Source organism: Paracoccus onchidii, assembly GCF_028294535.1.
Lineage (GTDB): Bacteria > Pseudomonadota > Alphaproteobacteria > Rhodobacterales > Rhodobacteraceae > Paracoccus > Paracoccus onchidii.
This window is the reverse complement of the sequence record NZ_JAQBIE010000007.1, coordinates 105,024-124,108: the sequence shown is the minus strand read 5'-3', so window position 1 is coordinate 124,108 and position 19,085 is coordinate 105,024. Positions and strand designations below refer to the sequence as shown.

Sequence of the window (19,085 nt, the reverse complement as noted above, 5' to 3'; positions counted from 1 at the left end):
GGGAAATCGGAAAATGGCTGTAGAAAAAGTTGCGTTGATCACGGCAGGCGGAAGCGGAATGGGCGCGGATGCCGCGCGCCGGCTTGCTGCTGACGGATTTCGTGTCGGTGTCCTGTCTTCTTCTGGCAAGGGCGAGGCATTGGGCCGGGAGCTGGGCGGCTTCGGCGTCACCGGATCGAACCTGTCGCAAACCGACCTGGAAGCATTGGTCAACGGCGCGGTCGAACGCTGGGGGCGGGTCGATGTGCTGGTCAATTCGGCGGGGCATGGCCCAAAGGGACCGGTTCTCGACATTTCAGATGACGATTGGCACCAAGGCATGGAGGTCTATCTGCTGAATGTGATCAGACCGACCCGCCTTGTCACCCCGCTAATGCAGGCGCAAGGTGGCGGCGCGATCATCAACATCTCGACCTTCGCAGCGTTCGAACCCGATCCGCTGTTTCCGACCTCGGGCGTGTTTCGCGCCGGGCTGGCGGCATTTTCCAAGCTGTTTGCCGATAAACATGCCGGCGACAATATCCGTATGAACAATGTTCTGCCCGGTTTCATCGACAGCCTGCCCGAAACCGAAGACCGTCGTGCCCGTATTCCGATGGGCCGCTATGGCCATGCCGCCGAGGTTTCGTCGTTGATCTCATGGCTGGCATCCGAAGGCGGCGGCTACATGACCGGACAGAACCTGCGCGTCGACGGCGGGTTGACCCGTGCAGTCTGATCTGTCGGCCGCCCCACGCACCGAGACGTTTGTCCTTGTGGTGAAATGGGCGGCGTCGCTTGTGCAGATCGCGGGATACGCGGCAACCGCATTCGGGGAGACGCCGTGGAACCTCTATTTCTTTGTCCTGGGCGTGATCGGCTGGTTCGTCGTCGGGGTCATGTGGAAGGATCGTGCCATCATGTTGATCCACCTTGTCGCGTTGGCGGCAATGATCGCCGGCATGTCAAACGGCTGATCCGATCACCGACATGAAGACGGGCGCGGCCCAGGGCGCGCCCGTCTTCATGCATTGCGGGGCAGCCACGGCCTAGAACCGCATTCCAAAGCTGAGCCCGGCCGTGTGGCCGACGGTATCGCCGCCCCATTCCCCTTCATAGCCGACGCTCATATAGCCGCTGCTGTCATCGGCAAAGACCGTCACGCCCGCTTGCAGGCGCCGCATGCGGTCACTGATCTGGCTATAGTTGCGGAATACGCCATCCGCCGCGCTGGTGCCCGGAAAGGCCGCGTTGATATACACGTCGTCTTCATTCGCAAAGCTCATCTCGGCGCGCAGATAGGTGCGAAGCCGGCTTCGATCATCCACCTGGAACTCTGCACCGACTTCCAGCGACGGCGTTGCCGACAATACCCACTGGCTGGTCGATTTCAGGTTCAGCGCATAATCGCTGCCGGATTCGTTCACCGCACCCGAATGCAGCCAGGTTGCATCCAGATCCAGCCCCGGCCGCAGGTAATAGCTGCTTCCGGTCGGCGCATGGCGATAGCCGGCGCCGACACGAATATTGGCCTGATCGATCGACTGACGCACCCGTGCCGTGCCAGCGCTGACTGTCTGGCCATCCGGCAAAGTTCCTGACAAGCCGATTTCGCGCGTGGCATCGGCTTTGCCCGTGCTTCCGGAAAGGACACCATATAGTTCCCACGGACCGCGATAATGCGTCAGCGACACACCCAGATGTGTGCGGCTGCCATCGGCGCTGAAGCGGTCGCCATCGGTCAGGCTGAAATCCTCGACGCCGGCGGCAAGGCCAAGATACAGCTCGTCTCCGACAGGCATCCGCATTCCGCCCGAAAAATTCGAGCTTTGCATCTCGAAGCGCCGGTATTCAAAGCTCGCGCCGCGCTCCAGATCCGATGCCTCGGCCGAGATCCAGTAGCATGACCGTTCGTCATCGGCGGCCCAGGCCATGTTGTGCCGATCGCAATTGCCCAGACGGTTTGCAAAGCGCCGCCCCGTATACCACGCCCCAGCCTGGGTCGCGGCGTAATCCTCGGACGACAGGCGATCAAGCGCGTCGATCACCTCTGCCGCGGATGTCATATTGGCAATCAGCGCGAAGGCCGGCCCCATCTCGGACGATCCCTGCCCCGCCAGAACGCGATTGATGTACCGCGCAACCTCTGCCTGATTGCGATTGGTGCCCGGTAGAACGAAATCGGCATCGGCAAGCAACTGGATCTGGCCACGCCCATCCGCCGTTCTTGCGATCCCGATCGAGTAATCGATGACCGCCGTGTCCATGACAACCGCGCCATCATCGCGAACCGCGCCCCCCGCATCAATCAACGTGAGAGGAGCTGCACGATCCAGCATCTGCAGCACTGGGGTAATCGTGCCGTTGATCGCGGCATCGCCGGATACGACGATCAGATCGCTTTGCCCGCCTGCGGCACCATCCGCGCGGAAATACACATCGGGTGTATAGCTGGCGGTGCTGCCAAAGGTCAGCGACCCCGTCACCGCCGTGGTTTGGCTGACATTCCGGGTCAGCCGGAACTGCGACGCACGTGTGGCTGCCCCAAGGGTCGCCGCGCCATCCAGATACGCTTCCCCGCCCAAGGCCAGGTTGCCATTCATCTGCATGCTGCCATCCGGCCCGAGATCGATCAGATCATGCGCATAGAAATCCGCGTTTTCGGCAACCGTCAGGCTGTTGGCACCACCCCCAAGATCGATATCGCCGACAGCATCGCCGCGCAGGGTGACGTGATCTTCCCCATCTCCGCCGCTGATGATCCGGTCGTTCAACGAGGTAAGGAAGCTGCCCGCCGCCAGCGTCAGGCTGTTTTCCGCACCACCATCCAGAACGATGGCCGCCTGCCCGGCGCTGTTTCCGGCGGGGTTCGACCCGGCGGGGCTGTTCCCTCCTCCGACAATCACACCATCAAGTGCGACGGAAATCGGTCCGCCACCATCCCGCCCGGCAGATTGCGCCATGACCGCAATGCCGCCATCGCCCAACGCCATGATATTGCCGTCCAGCGCAAGGTCTATGGCCGCCCCCCGACCTTCGCCACCGGCTGCGCCGCGATAAACCGCATCGGCGCTGCCACCGCCGCCGCCCAGACTTTGGGCCAGAACGCCGACAGCGTCGCGCCCCGTGGTCAGGACATAGCCGCGATTGTCAAAGCTGATCGTTCCGCCGTCGCCGCCATTTGCATCGGACAGATCGACACGCAGCGCGGACCCGGCCAGATCCGTGCCCACCAGGCCTCCGCCGCCGCCGATGCTTTGCAGAACGTAACCATGCGACAGATCGCCCGAAGTCTGCATATTGCCGCTGTTGGCCAATGTGATCGCGCCACCATCGCCGGTGGACATATCGCTGCCCCCCAATGTAACTGCGGCGCTGTCCAGCCCGATCAGATAGGTTTCGCCACCGCCCGCGCCAATCGACTGAACGATCTGGCCGCTGGCATTGTCTCCCGCCGTCGAGACATCACCCGACAATGTCAGAACCAGATCACCCCCGTCATTGCGGAACGAGGGATCGGCACCCAGCACGATTTCCGCGCTGCGCGACGCAGCCGATCCGGCCTGACCGTCGCTGTTCAGCGTCAGACGCCCGCCGCCGCCGCCAATGGATTGCGCAAGGCCACCGGTTGACAGATCGCCAAGGGTTTGCGCGCCGCCAATCCGACGCAGGGTGACATCGCCGCCATCCGCATCGCTGGTATTGATCGCGCCGATCATGGCACTGAAATTCAGATCGCCTGTCTGACCGGCTGCGACATTGGTGTTGGCCGTTCCGCCGCCACCGCCGATGGACTGCACCAGCATCGCGGTTGACCCGGCCTGCGTGGTCATCAACGCTCCGCTATGTTCCTGAACGACATCGGACGCCGATGTTCCGCTGACATCCTGTCCGCCAAGATTCATCTGGCTGGTCACGGACACTTCGGGCGCGGTGTCGCCGGCCCCATCACTGATGCCTCCGTCATCCGCGCGGGTAAAGTCGAGGAAGGTCTGCACATTACCGCCCCCGCCATTCACCGATTGGCTGAACACGGCCTGGCTGCCGGCACCGGTCACCAGAATGTCACCGGTCGAGCTGACGACCACATCGCCCGCATGGCCATTGGCACCGCTACGTGCGCCCAGCAGGGTCGAAACGACATAATCGGCGGCCATCACCGCCGGGGTCGAGATCGACAGTCCGGCATTGCCGCCGCTGCCGCCCACGGACTGCGCAAAAATGCCATAGGCGTTGTCGCCCCGCACGACGATGCTGCCCGTGTGATCCACCGTGACATCCCCGCCATCGGCACCATCGCCTCCGGCACCGCCAATTGCGATCTTGCTATAGGATTGCCCCTTGGCCTGATCGGCAAGATCATTGACCGACAAGGCAACCGCCAGGCCGCCATTGCCGCCGCCACCGCCAACCGATTGCGCCAGGACGCCATAGGACTTGTCGCCAGACACATCGATGCTGCCGCTATTGCTGACGGACACCTCGCCCGCTGCATTTCCGTCGCCACCCGAACCGCCAAGATTCAGCGCAAGCGTCGGATCGCTTTCGCTGCCCTGTTGCAAGGTGACGGTTCCGGTCACGGAATACCCGCCATTGCCGCCGCCGCCGCCAACCGATTGCGCCAGAATTCCATGCGCGGCATCGCCCGCCGTGGCGATCATGCCGTCATTCGTGACCTCGACCGCGCCGCCGGCGCCGCCACTGCCGCCCGACCCGCCCAGCCCCAGCTGTAATCCCTGTCGCATCTTGGCAGAACTGCCGGGACGGCTGACCGAAACAGACAGAACATCGCTGCCATTGCCGCCGCCGCCGCCGACGGACTGGGCAAAAATGGCGTGACTTTCATCACCCTCGGTCTGGATGGCGCCATTCCGGGCATTCACGACCGTCACGGCGCCTGACGCCGCACCGGTGCCCCCGCGCCCCCCGATCAACAACGCGTTGCGAGAACTGTTATCCGCATTCGCACCGGCAATGATGTTGCGCACATATTGCGCATCGCCACCGCCACCGCCAACGGATTGGGCCATGATGCCGGCCGATTTCCTGCCCGTGGTCGCAATCGTTCCGGTATTCGTCACGGCGACATCGCCGGACTCCGCGCCGGTTCCACCGGTTCCGCCAACCGACAATGTCGCCGTGGAGGCAATCGTCGAGCGCAGATTGACGATGGTGTTGTCCACCAAACCGCCCATGCCGCCACCGCCGCCAACAGATTGTGCGAACACCCCGTGCGAAGACGCCCCAGCTGTCGTCACCACGCCCGCGCTGCTGACGGTCACATCATCCGCAGTCATCCCCGCGCCGCCATTCCCGCCGATATTCAGTGATGTCGTCGTGCCGACCTCGGACCCTTTGACCGTATTCTTCAGAATACTGATGATGCTGGTGCCGCTTTTGACATATCCGCCCGTGCCGCCCGCGCCACCGATGGATTGCGCCATGATGGCCGATGCGCGGTCACCGCGGGTATCGATACGGGCCGTGCTGGTAACATCGACCGTGCCCGAAACACCGCCGGTGCCGCCGGTACCGCCGATATTCAGCGAATACGAGGTCGCCGCCGATGCCGATCCCCCGGCACCGCCACCGGTGCCGCCACCACCGCCGACCGATTGCGCGAACAGCCCATAGGCTTCATCGCCCATCGTCGACAACAGACCGATGGCATAGGCTTCGACATTACCCGCCGCGCCGCCTTCGCCGCCCTCCAGGCCGACACTGAGACTGAAGGAGTTGCCCTTGTCATCCTCTGTCTTTGCGGTCGCAAGGGAAACCGAGCTTGCGCTGGAATTACCGCCGCCATTGCCGATCGATTGGGCAAACAACGCGTGAGAACGCGCACCTTCGGTGCGCACCATGCCATCACTGCTGGCCACGACATCGCCTGCGGTGCCACCCGTGCCGCCCGTCCGGCCGATCTGAATGGCGATGTTGCCGCCGTCGCCGCCGGTGGTCAGGGATGTATATCCGGCGTTCCCGCCGCCACCACCAACCGATTGGGCAAACAATCCATGGGCATCATCGCCCGATGTGCCGACCTGACCGGTATTGTCCAGAACGACATTCCCCGCAGATCCTCCATCGCCGGTGCCGCCGCCGATCGCCAGACCAAAGCCCTTGTTGTTATCGCTGTTGCCTGCCTCGAAGATCAAGCCCAGATTGAAGGCCGCGTTGCCACCGCCGCCGCCAAGTGACTGGGCCATGACGCCGTGGCTGCTGTTGCGGGCCGTGACGATATCTCCGTAATGGGTGACGCTGACATCGCCGCCTGCACCGGCATTTCCGGCCGAGCCGCCAATCGCGATCATCGCTGAATTGACCTGCTTGCCGTCGCCTCCGCCCGAGCCGCTTCCCGTCTTGCCTTCCAGTTCGTCCAGGACCGAGTTGAAATTCGCGATCACGCTGTCATCGACGCCGGTATTCGTGGGCGTCTTGCGTTCTGACGCCGAACCGCCGTCGCTGTTGCTGCCGGTTGTCTTGCTGAATCCCAGCACGGCATTGATCCCGGCATCACCGCCACCGCCACCGATACTGCTGGCCTCGATCCCATGGGCACCGATCCCATCAGTGCTGATCGTTCCGGCCCGTTCCAGCGCGGTGCCGCGCTGCACCGTGACATCTCCGGCATTTCCGCCGCCTGCGCCAAATCCTCCGACGCCTATTCCGACGGGCGAGCTGTCCTTGGTTGCAACCGCGGTCACGTTCATGCCGCCGGTGCCACCGCCGCCGCCAACGGATTGCGCAAACAATCCGCGCGCGTGATAGCCCTGCGTGGTGATATCTCCGCTTGAGACAACCGATACATTGCCCGCATCCGCACCCGTGCCGCCGTGCCCTCCAAGACCGGCAACCACGCTCAGATCGGTTGCGCCGCCGGTGCTGTCAGAACTGCCCCAGTTCAGCTGGCCGCTGACATTCAGGCCGCCATTGCCGCCGCCGCCCGCAATGGATTGCGCAAAGATACCGTGCTTCCAGCGACCTGCGACATCAATCGTGCCCTGATGATCCACATCGACATCGCCCGAGACATTGCCCGCGCCGCCAAAGCCACCGATACCGAAGGTAATCGAGGGAATCTTGCCATCCTTGCTGAGCGCAACGCCACCGCTGACATTCAACCCGCCGTTGCCGCCGCCGCCGCCAATGGATTGTGCCAAAAGCCCTGCGGATCCGTCGGTCTCGGGAAGGTCGGCGTCATCCTCGAACAGGCCAAGATCCACGAACAAGGTTTTCAGACCTTTCGAATCCACCATGTCCCGCGCACCATCCACGATCGAATCGCCCAGGATGTCGCGCAGCTTGGATTCGAAACTGTCATCGCTGGGTTCATCGATATCAGTCGGATCCGTCGTCACGGCAATATCGGCGCGGGCAAGCACGCTGACATCATCAGCCAAACCGGCATTGCCCCCCATGCCGCCGACCCCGACGATCAGCGAAGTGTCCGACACGATTCCGCCGCTGACGTTCAATCCGCCATTGCCGCCGCCGCCGCCAATCGATTGCGCCAGCAGCCCTGAACGACCGGTGCCATGCGCCCGGATGTTGCTGCCAGAGGCGACATCGACCGAAACGGCACCCGCATCACCGCCGGTGCCGCCAAAGCCGCCGACACCGACCAATACCCCATAAGAGCTGCTGTCATCAGCCTGGCCGGCACCGGGTTTGCTGCTGATGGCGACCCCGGCGCTGACATTCACGCCGCCATCGCCGCCGCCGCCGCCGATGGATTGCGCCACCAGCCCGTTGGCACCCTGCGCCGCATCAAGCACGACATTGCCTCCGGCATCGACACTGCGCGGCAGCGCCGTCAACGCGCCTCCGTAGCCAAGTGTCACATCCGCAGCATCGCCACCGCCGCCGCCAAAACCGCCAACCCCTGCCGAAATCGAGAAAATCGTGTCCGATCCGGCAGGTTTGGTCAGTGCCAGCGTGCCCGACACATTGGTTCCGCCTGTGCCGCCGCCGCCGCCAAGACTTTGGGCCATGACGCCATGCGCGCGATTCCCCAGTGTCTGGACCGTGCCTGTCACCTCCAGATCCACGCTGCCCGCGTTGCCCCCCGCTCCGCCAAAGCCGCCGACACCCAGTGCAACGGCTGCACCCGATTGGCCGGTCAGGCTGACCGCGCCAGAAACATTGACGCCGCCGGTCCCGCCGCCACCGCCAACCGATTGCGCCAGAACGCCCAGACTGTCATCGCCATAGGTCGTGATGCTGTCATGCTCGGTGGTGGTTGAAACGGTGCTGGTCACCGCCCCGCCATTTCCGCCGCCGCCGCCAAAGCCGCCCAACCCAAGGCTGCCCGCACCGCCGCTGGATTGGGTCAGATTGATGCTGCCGGTGACATTTGTTCCACCATTGCCGCCACCGCCGCCAAGGCTTTGGGTCACGATGGCCGAACTGCGATCACCATAGGTCAGCACGCCCGCCGCGACGGTCGATGCCGTCAGCGCGCCCGCATCCGCGCCCGCGCCGCCAAACCCGCCAACGCCCAGCCCGACCGCCGCGCTGGTCGAACGCGACAAAGACACTGCGCCGCTGACATTCAGCCCGCCATTGCCGCCACCGCCACCAAGGCTTTGACTGAGAATCCCGATCGCATCGACACCTGCAGTTTCCACATAGCCCGTCACATCGTGATCCACCGATCCCGCCGCGCCGCCGCCGCCGCCGAAACCGCCAAGGCCCAGCCCCAGCGCGCCCGAAAAGCTGGACCCGACAGAAAGGCCGGCGGCGACGTTCAACCCGCCATTGCCGCCACCGCCGCCGAGGCTTTGGGCGACCACCCCGGCTGAGCGATCACCAAAGCTGAGGGCCGTGCCGCGATAGCTGGCCGTCGCATCTGCCGCAGCGCCTCCGCCCCCGCCGAAACCGCCGATCCCGAACGCAGCCGCGCCAGAGCCGCTTCCGCCCAGACTGATGGCGCCGCTGACATTCAGCCCGCCATTGCCGCCGCCGCCACCAAGCGACTGCACCAGAACGGCGGTCGCGTCATCGCCGCGGGTGGTTACATCCCCCGCCATGTCGCCCGAGCTGGCACCCGCATCGCCGCCATCGCCGCCGAAACCGCCTATTCCGACGCCAACCGCGCCGCTGGTCTCGCTGGACAGGCTGATAGCGCCGCTGACATTCACGCCGCCATTGCCGCCGCCACCGCCAAGCGATTGCACCAGAACCCCAGCCGAACGATCGCCCACGGTGCCAATGTCACCCTCAAACTGTCCGGTCGCGGCCGCCGCGTTTCCGCCATCACCGCCGAAACCACCAACCCCGACACCCAATGCGCCCGATCCGCTGCTGGCGGCGCTGATCGCGGCTGCGACATTCACGCCGCCATTGCCGCCACCGCCACCCAGCGACTGAACGGTAATGGCCGTTGAATCCGCACCCATGGTCGAGACATCACCGGTCACGGTTCCTGCGGCCGTGCCTGCGGCCCCGCCACCGCCGCCGGCACCCCCGACTCCGACACTGACCGCACCCGATCCTGTTCCCGCCAGAGCAACCGCGCCGGACACGTTCAGGCCGCCATTGCCGCCGCCACCGCCGACAGACTGAACCAGCACACCGGCAGCGCGATCGCCAAGAGAAGTGACATCACCCGTCACCGTGCCCGAGGCCGCGCCCGCCTGTCCGCCACTGCCGCCGAACCCGCCGATGCCGACGGCCGCCGCACCGCCCCCGGTGCCCGCGGCATTCAAGGCTCCCGCGACATTGACGGCACCGTTTCCGCCGCCGCCACCCAGCGACTGAACATTCATGCCCGCCGAACCATCGCCCGTAGTGCTGATATCACCGGTCACCACACTGCTGGCCGATCCGGCATTGCCGCCATCGCCGCCGCTGCCGCCCAGCCCCACCGCCAACGCACCGCCGCCGGTTCCGCTCAGATTGACCGCAGCCGAAACATTAAGGCCGCCATTGCCGCCGCCGCCGCCCAAGGATTGCACGGTAACCGCCGATGCGTTTTCCCCGAAGGTCAAGATATTCCCGGCAATCGTGCTGTCGGCATCCGACGCATCGCCGCCGCCGCCGCCACTGCCGCCAAGACCGACAGATACACCACCAGAGCCGGTGCCCGCGCCAGAGACGATTGCAGACACATTCAAGCCGCCATTGCCACCGCCGCCGCCAAGCGACTGAACGGTAACACCGCCAGAATCGGCCCCCGCCGTCACGACATTCCCGGCCAGAGTCGATGTGACCGCACCCGCATTACCTCCGGCACCCCCCGTGCCACCCAGACCGACCGATGCGCCGCCCGATCCGCCCCCCGCAACCGCAACGGCAGCCGAAACATTCATGCCGCCATTGCCGCCGCCACCACCAAGCGACTGAACGACCAGCCCCGCCGAACTGTCGCCCAGGGTTGTCAGATTGCCCGTCACGTCGCTGACCACTCTGGCCCCGTCGCCGCCGGCCGCACCGCTGCCGCCAAGACCGACACCGATTGCTCCGCTGCCTGTGCCCGCGCCGGTGCCCGCTGCGGAAACGTTGAAGCCACCATTGCCGCCGCCGCCGCCAACCGACTGCGCAACCACGGCCGATGACTGATCACCCCGCGTCAACACAGCATTGGCAACGGTCAGCCCGACATCGCCACCATTGCCACCGCCAGCGCCGCTGCCACCAAGACCGACCGAGATCGCCCCTGACCCAACGCCGGCCCCTGACAGGGTGGGCGCAATGCTGAAACCGCCGTTGCCGCCACCGCCACCGATCGATTGCGCCAGAATTCCGGTTGAGGCGTCACCGCGCGTTTCGACATTGGCCGACATGTCGGCCGTAACCGTCGCACCGTCTCCACCGCCAGCGCCGCTGCCGCCCAGCCCCACGCTGACGCTGCCTGCCCCCGTGCCCCCAAAGGCCAGGGCGGCGCTGACGCTGAAACCGCCATTGCCACCGCCGCCACCGATGGATTGCGCGACGAAACCCGAGGATGAGAAACCATAGGTCAGGATCGTCCCACTGGACGAGGCCGTGACGGCATCGGCATTGCCGCCTCCGGCACCGCTGCCGCCCAATCCGACGCTGACCGTTCCGGCCCCGACGCCCGCCCCCGCCACGGAGCCGGCAACGCTGAAGCCACCATTGCCACCGCCGCCGCCAATGGATTGCGCGACAACCCCGGCAGAGCGATCGCCCTGGGTCCACACCGCGCCGCTATTGGTCAAACTGACCGTGCCCGAATCCGAACCGGCGCCACCGCTGCCACCCAGACCGACGCTGACCGCACCGCTGCCGACACCAGATCCGGTCAGCGTGCCGGCGATGCTGAAACCGCCATTGCCGCCACCGCCACCGATGGACTGCGCCAAAATCGCGGTTGAATCATCGCCTTCGGTCGTCGCGCCGCCGTCAACCGTCGCATCGACGCTGCCCCCTGCGCCCCCGGCAGAGCCCGCGCCGCCCAAACCGACAGCAACCGAACCGCTGCCCGTGCCAGCGCCCGAAACCGCACCTGATACCGAGAAGCCACCATTGCCGCCGCCGCCGCCAATCGATTGGACGACCACGCCGGAAGATCTGTCGCCTTCGGTGGATACGCCGTTCGTGACATCCGCAGTCACGCCACCGCCTGCCCCGCCGCTGCCACCGGTTCCACCCAGCGACACCGTGGCGTTCCCCGCCCCTGCACCTCCGCCGGAAACACCTGCGGCAACGCTGAAGCCACCACTGCCACCACCGCCGCCGACCGACTGGACCAGCACCGCGCCCGCGTCATCTCCTCGCGTGCCCACGGCGGCATCGACCCGCGCATTCACCGCGCCGCCGGCTCCGCCTCCGCCCGCCGCACCGCCAAGACCGATGCCGACATTCCCCGCGCCGACCCCGCCAGCATCGGCCCCTGCAGCTACGGCATAGCCGCCATTGCCGCCACCGCCACCAATGGATTGCGCCACGACGCCTGTCGAGAACCGGCCCGAAGTCCTGATCGTGTCACCGCCCGCGATCAAATCGACCTGACCGCCATTGCTTGCCGCCGCACCAGAACCGCCAACGCCCAGATTGATACCAAAGGCGCCACCTGCACTGGCATTCAGCCCCGCTGCGATGGCACCGCCGCCATTGCCGCCGCCACCGCCGACGGATTGCGCAAGCAAGCCGATCGAATTGTCGCCCCCGGTGCTGATACCCGCATCGGTTTGCACGCGCACACGGCCACCGGCCCCGCCAGAACCGCCGGACCCGCCGACACCAACCGAGATATTCCCGGAGAATGCCAACGAAGCACCCCCGGAGCCTGAGACCGCAAGACCGCCATTGCCGCCACCGCCGCCGACCGATTGAAAGATCAGCCCAGAAGACCGATCACCCGTTGTCACGACACTGCCCGAAAACCCTGAAGCTGTCAGGTTTCCCGACCCGTCAATGCTGCCGACGCGCACTTCGCCGCCCGCACCTCCGCTGCCCCCCGAGCCACCAACGCCGACCGACAGCGACCCCGATACCGGACCGCCGGAAACCGCAGCCGAAATCGCATACCCGCCATTGCCGCCGCCGCCGCCAACAGATTGCAAGATCACGCCAGCGGCATCATCGCCGCCGGTCTGGACCGAACTGTCCCCCGATCCGTTCAGGATTGCCGTGCCTCCGGCACCGCCAGATCCTCCCGACCCGCCAACAGACACCGATGCCGCGCCAAACGCGCCAAGCGCGACGCTGACCGCACCGCCGCCATTGCCGCCGCCACCGCCGACGGATTGCACGAATACACCGGTCGCGCGATCGCCTTCGGTGCGGATGCTTGAAGGCTGGCTGCCATCCGTGTTCGACAACGCCACCGATACGGCACCGCCGCCACCGCCACCGCCGCCCGCACCGCCAATGCCGACCCCGACAAAAGCGCCGATCGACCCCGCCGAACCTCCGTTGCCGCCACCGCCACCGATGGATTGCGCCAGAATGCCCATCGCATCCTCGCCCCGGGTGGTGATAATTCCGTCATTCACGACATCAACTGCGGCACCGCCGCCGCCGCCCGCACCGCTGCCACCGACCGCGACCATGCCCGCAGACGATCCTCCATCGCCACCGCCGCCACCGATTGACTGCGCCACGATACCGCGTGCGCCGTCGCCTTCAGTCCGGATACTGCCCAGATTCGTGACGCTGACGGCAGAACCGCTGCCGCCGCGAGATCCACTGCCGCCAACGCCGACCAGACCATAGGCATTCGCGCCCTGACCGCCGCTGCCACCGATGGATTGCGCCATGATCCCGTCAGACAGATCGCCCGAGGTCGAGATCCTGCCGCTGCCGGTATTGGTCACGCTGACCGCGCCGCCCGAACCGCCATTCGTGCCGACACCACCCAGGGCCAATGACACCAACCCAGCTGCGGCGCCCCCTGCACCGCCGCCGCCGCCAATGGATTGCGCCATGATCCCGCGCGACAAACGCCCCGAGGTCTGGATCGCACCGCCATTGCTGACCGTGACGGAAGAACCATTGCCACCATTGTCGGGTTGCCCCAGCAACGACACCAGCAAGTTGCCGCTGATCCCTGCCGAGCCACCGCTGCCACCGATGGATTGCGCCAAAATGCCATTGGCGAAATCACCCGAGGTCAGAATGGTCGCGCCATCATGGGTGTTGACGAAAACCTGCCCGCCATCGCCGCCATAACCTCCGCTGCCGGACTCGCCGACCAGCCCCCATTGGTTGCCGCCATTGCCGCCATTGTTGCTGACACTCAGCGCATAGATCCCGTGGGCGTTGCTGCCGGTCGTCGACACCTCGCCATATTGGTTGACCGTCACGGTGCCGCCATCCGCCGAATGGCCACCCGTGCCACCCCCGGGGGCAGCAAAGCCCGAACCACCGTTACCGGCCTCGCCGCTGCGGCTATAGGCGAATATTCCGTAATTTCCGCTGCCACTGGTCGCGATGGTGCTAGAGCTGGTCTGTGTGGCCTCGACCGTGCCGCCCGCCCCGCCATCGCCACCGTCGCGCCCGCTCCAGAAGCTCAGATAGGAATTGCCACCGGTGCCGCCATCACCACCGATGCTGCCGATCTCCCAACCGATATTGCTGGTCGCGTTCACATCGCTGCTCAGGCTTTGGCGCTGCAGAGGGCCGTCATCCCCGCGCCCGCCGCTGCTGGGGGGCACGAACAGGGCACCTGCACGGCCGTTCCGCCCGTTCTGGCCCGATACGACCTGTTGCACGCCATTGGGCCCGGACACATCGATCGGCGGATCAATCGTACCCTCAGAGCCGGAGCTGTTGAAATCATTCTCGAACGCGGTCGTGGTCTGGCCGAGGGGAAAATCCGCGTTTCCGGATGCTTCCGGACTGGACACCGAGGCGTCGTCGCCGGCGATCGAAACAATCGTAAACGCGATCGGAGGCGTATCGCTGTTATAGAATATCTCGCCCGCATCCTTGACCAGAAATGTGTATCCGTCCGCGGTCTGCACAAAAGCGGTATCCCCTGCCGTCGGGGTGCCTGCCGGATCGAGCAGCAGCCGGGTGACGGTGGTTTCCTCACCCGTTACCGGATTGGTAACGGCATCATCTACGGCCGAACTGTCGCTTGGTTCCGGCGGCGGTGTCTGCGCGACACCCGGCGCGCCAGACAAGAACAACGCGACCGCCGCAACGATTGCCAACCGCAGCATGCGGTGATTTCCGGCTTCAGTACACTTTTGCCCAACAGACAGCAGCGCACACCAAGAGGTTGTGCTGACGAGACGTAGCATGGCCACCTTCCGATTTTTCGTTCGGGCCGTCATCACTGGGGCGATGGTGATGGCTTGTCTCAAAAAAAGATTAACAGGATCGTGATGTCAATAAAACTTTATTGAACCCCCTCTCAAAAAACATTCTTTCCATGACGAACGATCTTGATCGTGCCCGAGACGTGAGACCCGGGCCATCAGACATGAAACCGAAATTTCAGCGATATTACATATTATATTTCAATATATTACATGAATATTTACATCGAGATGTCAGCCATCAGGCAGATGCCGGAATCAACACCTTGGGTACATGACTTGCACGTTGCGAAATTTCCCTGCATCACATCTGATTTTATTCAGCAGACGCCCAAAAAGGCGAGATTCAGAAAAACGACACGAGGCATTACATTTCGATGACCCGAAAACCGGAATAACTCGCGACGCGCAACCACCACAGAACACCACCCTGAATTGAACCTGACATCATCGCCCAAACCGACACACCGCCGGACGAACGCCGCGACAATACCCATAAAAATTCTCAGGATTGACAGGCCGGATCAGGTTTGCAAGGAATTTCAGCGCAACGTCGCCCCGATCAGGCGGCGAACAAGCCGAACCGAGAGGACAGCATGAAAACGACCCTCACCATTTCCGCGCTGGCTTGCGCCATTGCGGCGCCGGCCATGGCCGGGAAGCCGGAAGTAGTTTCCAACTATGTTGCAATCGCCTATGCCGCCTATGAAGACAGCTTGCTGAAGGCACAGGAACTGAAAGGCGCGGTGGATGCCCTGCTGGCCGATCCGTCCGCCGATACGCTGAATGCCGCCCGTCAGGCATGGATTGCGGCGCGAGTGCCCTATCAACAGACCGAGGTCTATCGCTTTGGCAATGCCATCGTCGATGATTGGGAAGGCAAGGTGAACGCCTGGCCGCTGGACGAAGGCCTGATCGATTACGTTGATCCCGCATATGGCGGTGCATCGGATGCCAATGAATATGCGGCGCTGAACGTCATCAGCCATCCCGAATTCACCCTGTCGGGCACGACGGTCGACGCGTCCTCGATCACCCCGGCCCTGTTGTCGGACACGCTTCACGAAGCTGATGCGATCGAAGCGAATGTCGCCACCGGCTATCATGCGATTGAATTCCTGTTGTGGGGACAGGATCTGAACGGCACCGATCATGGCGCCGGCCAGCGCCCCTGGACCGATTTCGCCGCTGGCGACGATTGCACGGGCGGAAATTGCGACCGCCGCGGCGAATACTTGCAGGCTGCGACGGATTTGCTGATCAGTGATCTTGAATGGATGACCGCGCAATGGGCCGAGGGCGGCGAGGCAATGACCACCCTGACCTCGGATCCGGATGCAGGCGTCATCGCGATGCTGACCGGCATGGGCAGCCTGTCTTATGGCGAGCTTGCGGGCGAGCGGATGAAACTGGGCGTGATGCTGAATGACCCCGAAGAAGAGCATGATTGCTTCTCGGACAATACGCATAACAGCCACTACTTCGACGGCCTGGGTATCCGCAATGTCTATCTGGGCACTTATACCCGCGTGGATGGCAGCGTGGTTTCGGGGGAAAGCCTGTCATCGCTGGTGGCTGCCGCCGATGCCGACGTCGATCAGGCGCTGACGGCCGGCCTGAACAACAGTGTCGCCCAGCTTGGCCGGATCAAGACGGTGGCCGAATCCGGCACCTCCTATGACCAGATGCTTGCACGCGGGAACGAAACCGGCGAAGCGCTGGTCATGGCGGCGGTGGATGCGCTGGTTGCACAAACCCAGGACATTGAACGGGCCGTCAATGCACTTGGCCTGCAGGACATCGGATTTGAAGGTTCGGACAGTCTCGATTCCCCAGATGCCGTGTTCCAATAAGACCATGTGGCGGCTGTTGCCGTCACTCTTGCTTTGCGCCGCACCGGTCCTTGCGAAAGGGCCGGTGCTGTCGGATTTGCACCTGGACGCCACGGCCCGCACCCCGGCCGAAACCGCACGGATTGACGAGGTGACAGCCAGCACCAGTGATTTTTCGCGGGCAGAACCCTTTGAAACCAACCCAGCCGGAGCCGCGACGGTGCGGGCACGCCATGACGCCGACGCCTTTTCCCTGCCATCGGCGAACATCTCCTTCGAGGGTGAGCTGGATTTCAAGGTGGGCAACGGCCTGTTTCGCAAATTATGGGTGTCATCACCTTCTTCGACCCTTGCCTCGGACGGGCTTGGGCCGCTGTATAATTCGCGGGGTTGCCAGAACTGCCACCTGAAAGACGGTCGCGGCCACCCCCCGGACCGGGATGATGAACAGGGCGGATCGATGTTCCTGCGCCTGTCGGTTCCGGCGAATGCAAACGCACCACGCACCGTAATCGAAGACTATCTTGCAGGGGTGGGAAATCCCGCCGTCCCAACCCGCCCCGACCCTGTTTACGGTGGTCAGCTACAGGATCTGGCCGTCGCGGGCATTCCCGCCGAAGGCCAGATGGACATCTCGTATCAAGAAATACCGGTGACCCTTTCGGGCGGGGAAACCGCCAGCTTGCGGGCGCCAAGCTATGCGATTTCCAATGCCGGATATGGCGATATGCGTGACGATCTGATGATCAGCCCGCGCGTCGCCCCGCCCATGATCGGGCTGGGCCTTCTCGAAGCGATACCAACCGCCGATATTCTCGCCAGTGCTGATCCTGACGACGCCGATGGCGACGGCATTTCGGGGCGTGCCCAGATCACATGGTCGGCCCGTCATGACCAACCGATGCTGGGTCGGTTCGGTTGGAAGGCGGGCATGCCCACGATCGAAGAACAATCCGCCGCGGCATTTTCGGGGGATATCGGCATCTCGACGCCCTTGCACCCAAGCCCCGCCGGGGATTGCACCGATGCGCAAACCGCCTGTGTGAACGCACCGCATGGCGCCGGCGACATCCGCGGCGATGAGATCGACGCCGAGGGGCTTGACCTGGTGACCTTCTATAGCCGGAACCTTGGTGTGCCCGCGCGGCGCGATGTTGATGATCCGCAGGTTCTTCGCGGCAAACAGGTATTCTACGAATCCGGCTGCGTCGATTGCCACCGTCCCAAATACGTGACCGCGCGCCTCGAAGCCCGGCCCGAACAGAGCTTTCAGTTGATCTGGCCCTATAGCGATCTTCTGTTGCATGATATGGGTGAAGGTCTGGCCGATGACCGACCTGAAATCCTGGCGACCGGGCGGGAATGGCGCACCGCGCCGCTTTGGGGGTTGGGTATGACGGAACAGGTCAATGGCCACACCATGCTGCTGCATGACGGGCGCGCGCGCTCGGTTCTCGAGGCGATATTGTGGCATGGTGGCGAGGCACGGGCCTCGCGCGATGCCGTCGTCAACATGCCGCCCCAGAACCGGGCGGATCTTCTGCGTTTTCTGGATAGCCTGTAATGCGACTGATAGCTTTGCTTTTTCTGATGCCCCTGCCTGCCATGGCCGATGTGGCGAAGGCACTCGATCATCATGTCCTTCCCGCCACCGCGCAATTTTCATCCGCCAGCCACGCGTTGGCCGATCTGGCGGCGCGTGATTGCACAGCGGAAACACTGAAGCCCGCCTATCAGGACAGCTTCGATGCCTGGCTTGGCCTGTCGCATCTGGCTTTCGGGCCGCTGGAAACCGATGGCCGGGCCTTGACGGTCGAGTTCTGGCCAGATCCACGGGGCCTGGTGGCAAGAACCGTCCGGGGCATGGCAAGTGATGCCGACCCCATCGTCGACGATCCGCAAGAATTCCCAGAAGTGTCGATTGCCGGGCGCGGGCTGATGGCACTGGAACAGTTGCTCTACGAACCAGAGATCGGCGATCTTGCCCGCGCGGACTATACCTGTCGCTACATTCGTGCCTTGACGACCGACATGGCCGCAATTGGGGATGCCATCGCCGAAGATTGGCAACAACATGCGCAGCTGATGCAACAGGCCGGGCAGCCCGGCAACAATCGGTATCTGTCTGACAAGGAACCCACGCAGGTGCTGTATACCGCGCTGCTGTCTTCGCTTGAATTCGACGCCGACCAGCGATTGGGCCGCCCCATGGGCAGCTTTGACAAACCGCGCCCCAAGATGGCCGAAGCTTGGCGATCGGATCGGCCGATGCGCAATATCGCGCTGTCACTGGCCGCCACCCACGAGCTGGCCACCACCCTGGCCGAAACCGAAATCCCCGCAACCGAGGCAGCATTTGCCACGGCGATGGCATCTGCCAAGGCGATGGACGATCCTCGCCTGATCGGCGTCGAGGATCCGCAGGAACGGTTGAAAATCGAAATCCTGCAACAGCAGATCCGCGCCATACGCAGCGCCGTCGAGGCCGAGATCGGCGGCGATCTGGGCCTGACCGCCGGATTCAATTCCAAGGACGGAGACTGAC

General features: G+C 64.1%; 6 protein-coding genes. 5 read left to right on the top strand and 1 reads right to left on the bottom strand.

The window, feature by feature from the left end; genetic code table 11:
* Nucleotides 1–13: 13 nt before the first annotated feature.
* Together PAF17_RS06580 and PAF17_RS06575 are read left to right on the top strand one after the other, a co-directional pair.
* Nucleotides 14–718, top strand: a complete 705-nt coding sequence (locus PAF17_RS06580; protein WP_271888298.1) for an SDR family oxidoreductase — start codon at nt 14–16, stop codon at nt 716–718.
* Nucleotides 708–956, top strand: coding sequence for a DUF6552 family protein (locus PAF17_RS06575; protein WP_271888297.1), 249 nt, complete (start codon nt 708–710; stop codon nt 954–956). Before PAF17_RS06580 ends, PAF17_RS06575 begins: the two co-directional genes overlap by 11 nt.
* A gap of 72 nt (nt 957–1,028) precedes the next feature.
* On the opposite strand, the gene PAF17_RS06570 is transcribed toward PAF17_RS06575, so the two are convergent.
* Nucleotides 1,029–14,609 carry an autotransporter outer membrane beta-barrel domain-containing protein gene (locus tag PAF17_RS06570; protein ID WP_271888296.1) on the bottom strand — a complete coding sequence of 4,527 codons (13,581 nt, stop codon included), beginning with the start codon at nt 14,607–14,609 and terminating at the stop codon, nt 1,029–1,031.
* Nucleotides 14,610–15,304: 695 nt separating this feature from the next.
* On the opposite strand from PAF17_RS06570, the gene PAF17_RS06565 reads away from it, so the two are divergent.
* From PAF17_RS06565 to PAF17_RS06555, 3 genes are read left to right on the top strand one after another with little or no spacing between them, the layout of a single operon-like run.
* Nucleotides 15,305–16,561: an imelysin family protein gene (locus PAF17_RS06565; protein ID WP_271888295.1), complete on the top strand. Its 1,257-nt coding sequence runs from the start codon at nt 15,305–15,307 to the stop codon at nt 16,559–16,561.
* Between the two features lie 4 nt (nt 16,562–16,565).
* Nucleotides 16,566–18,104 (top strand): di-heme oxidoreductase family protein, encoded by a 1,539-nt coding sequence (locus PAF17_RS06560; RefSeq protein WP_271888386.1) that lies wholly within the window; start codon nt 16,566–16,568, stop codon nt 18,102–18,104.
* Nucleotides 18,104–19,084 carry an imelysin family protein gene (locus tag PAF17_RS06555; protein WP_271888294.1) on the top strand — a complete coding sequence of 327 codons (981 nt, stop codon included), beginning with the start codon at nt 18,104–18,106 and terminating at the stop codon, nt 19,082–19,084. Before PAF17_RS06560 ends, PAF17_RS06555 begins: the two co-directional genes overlap by 1 nt.
* Nucleotide 19,085: the final 1 nt, after the last annotated feature.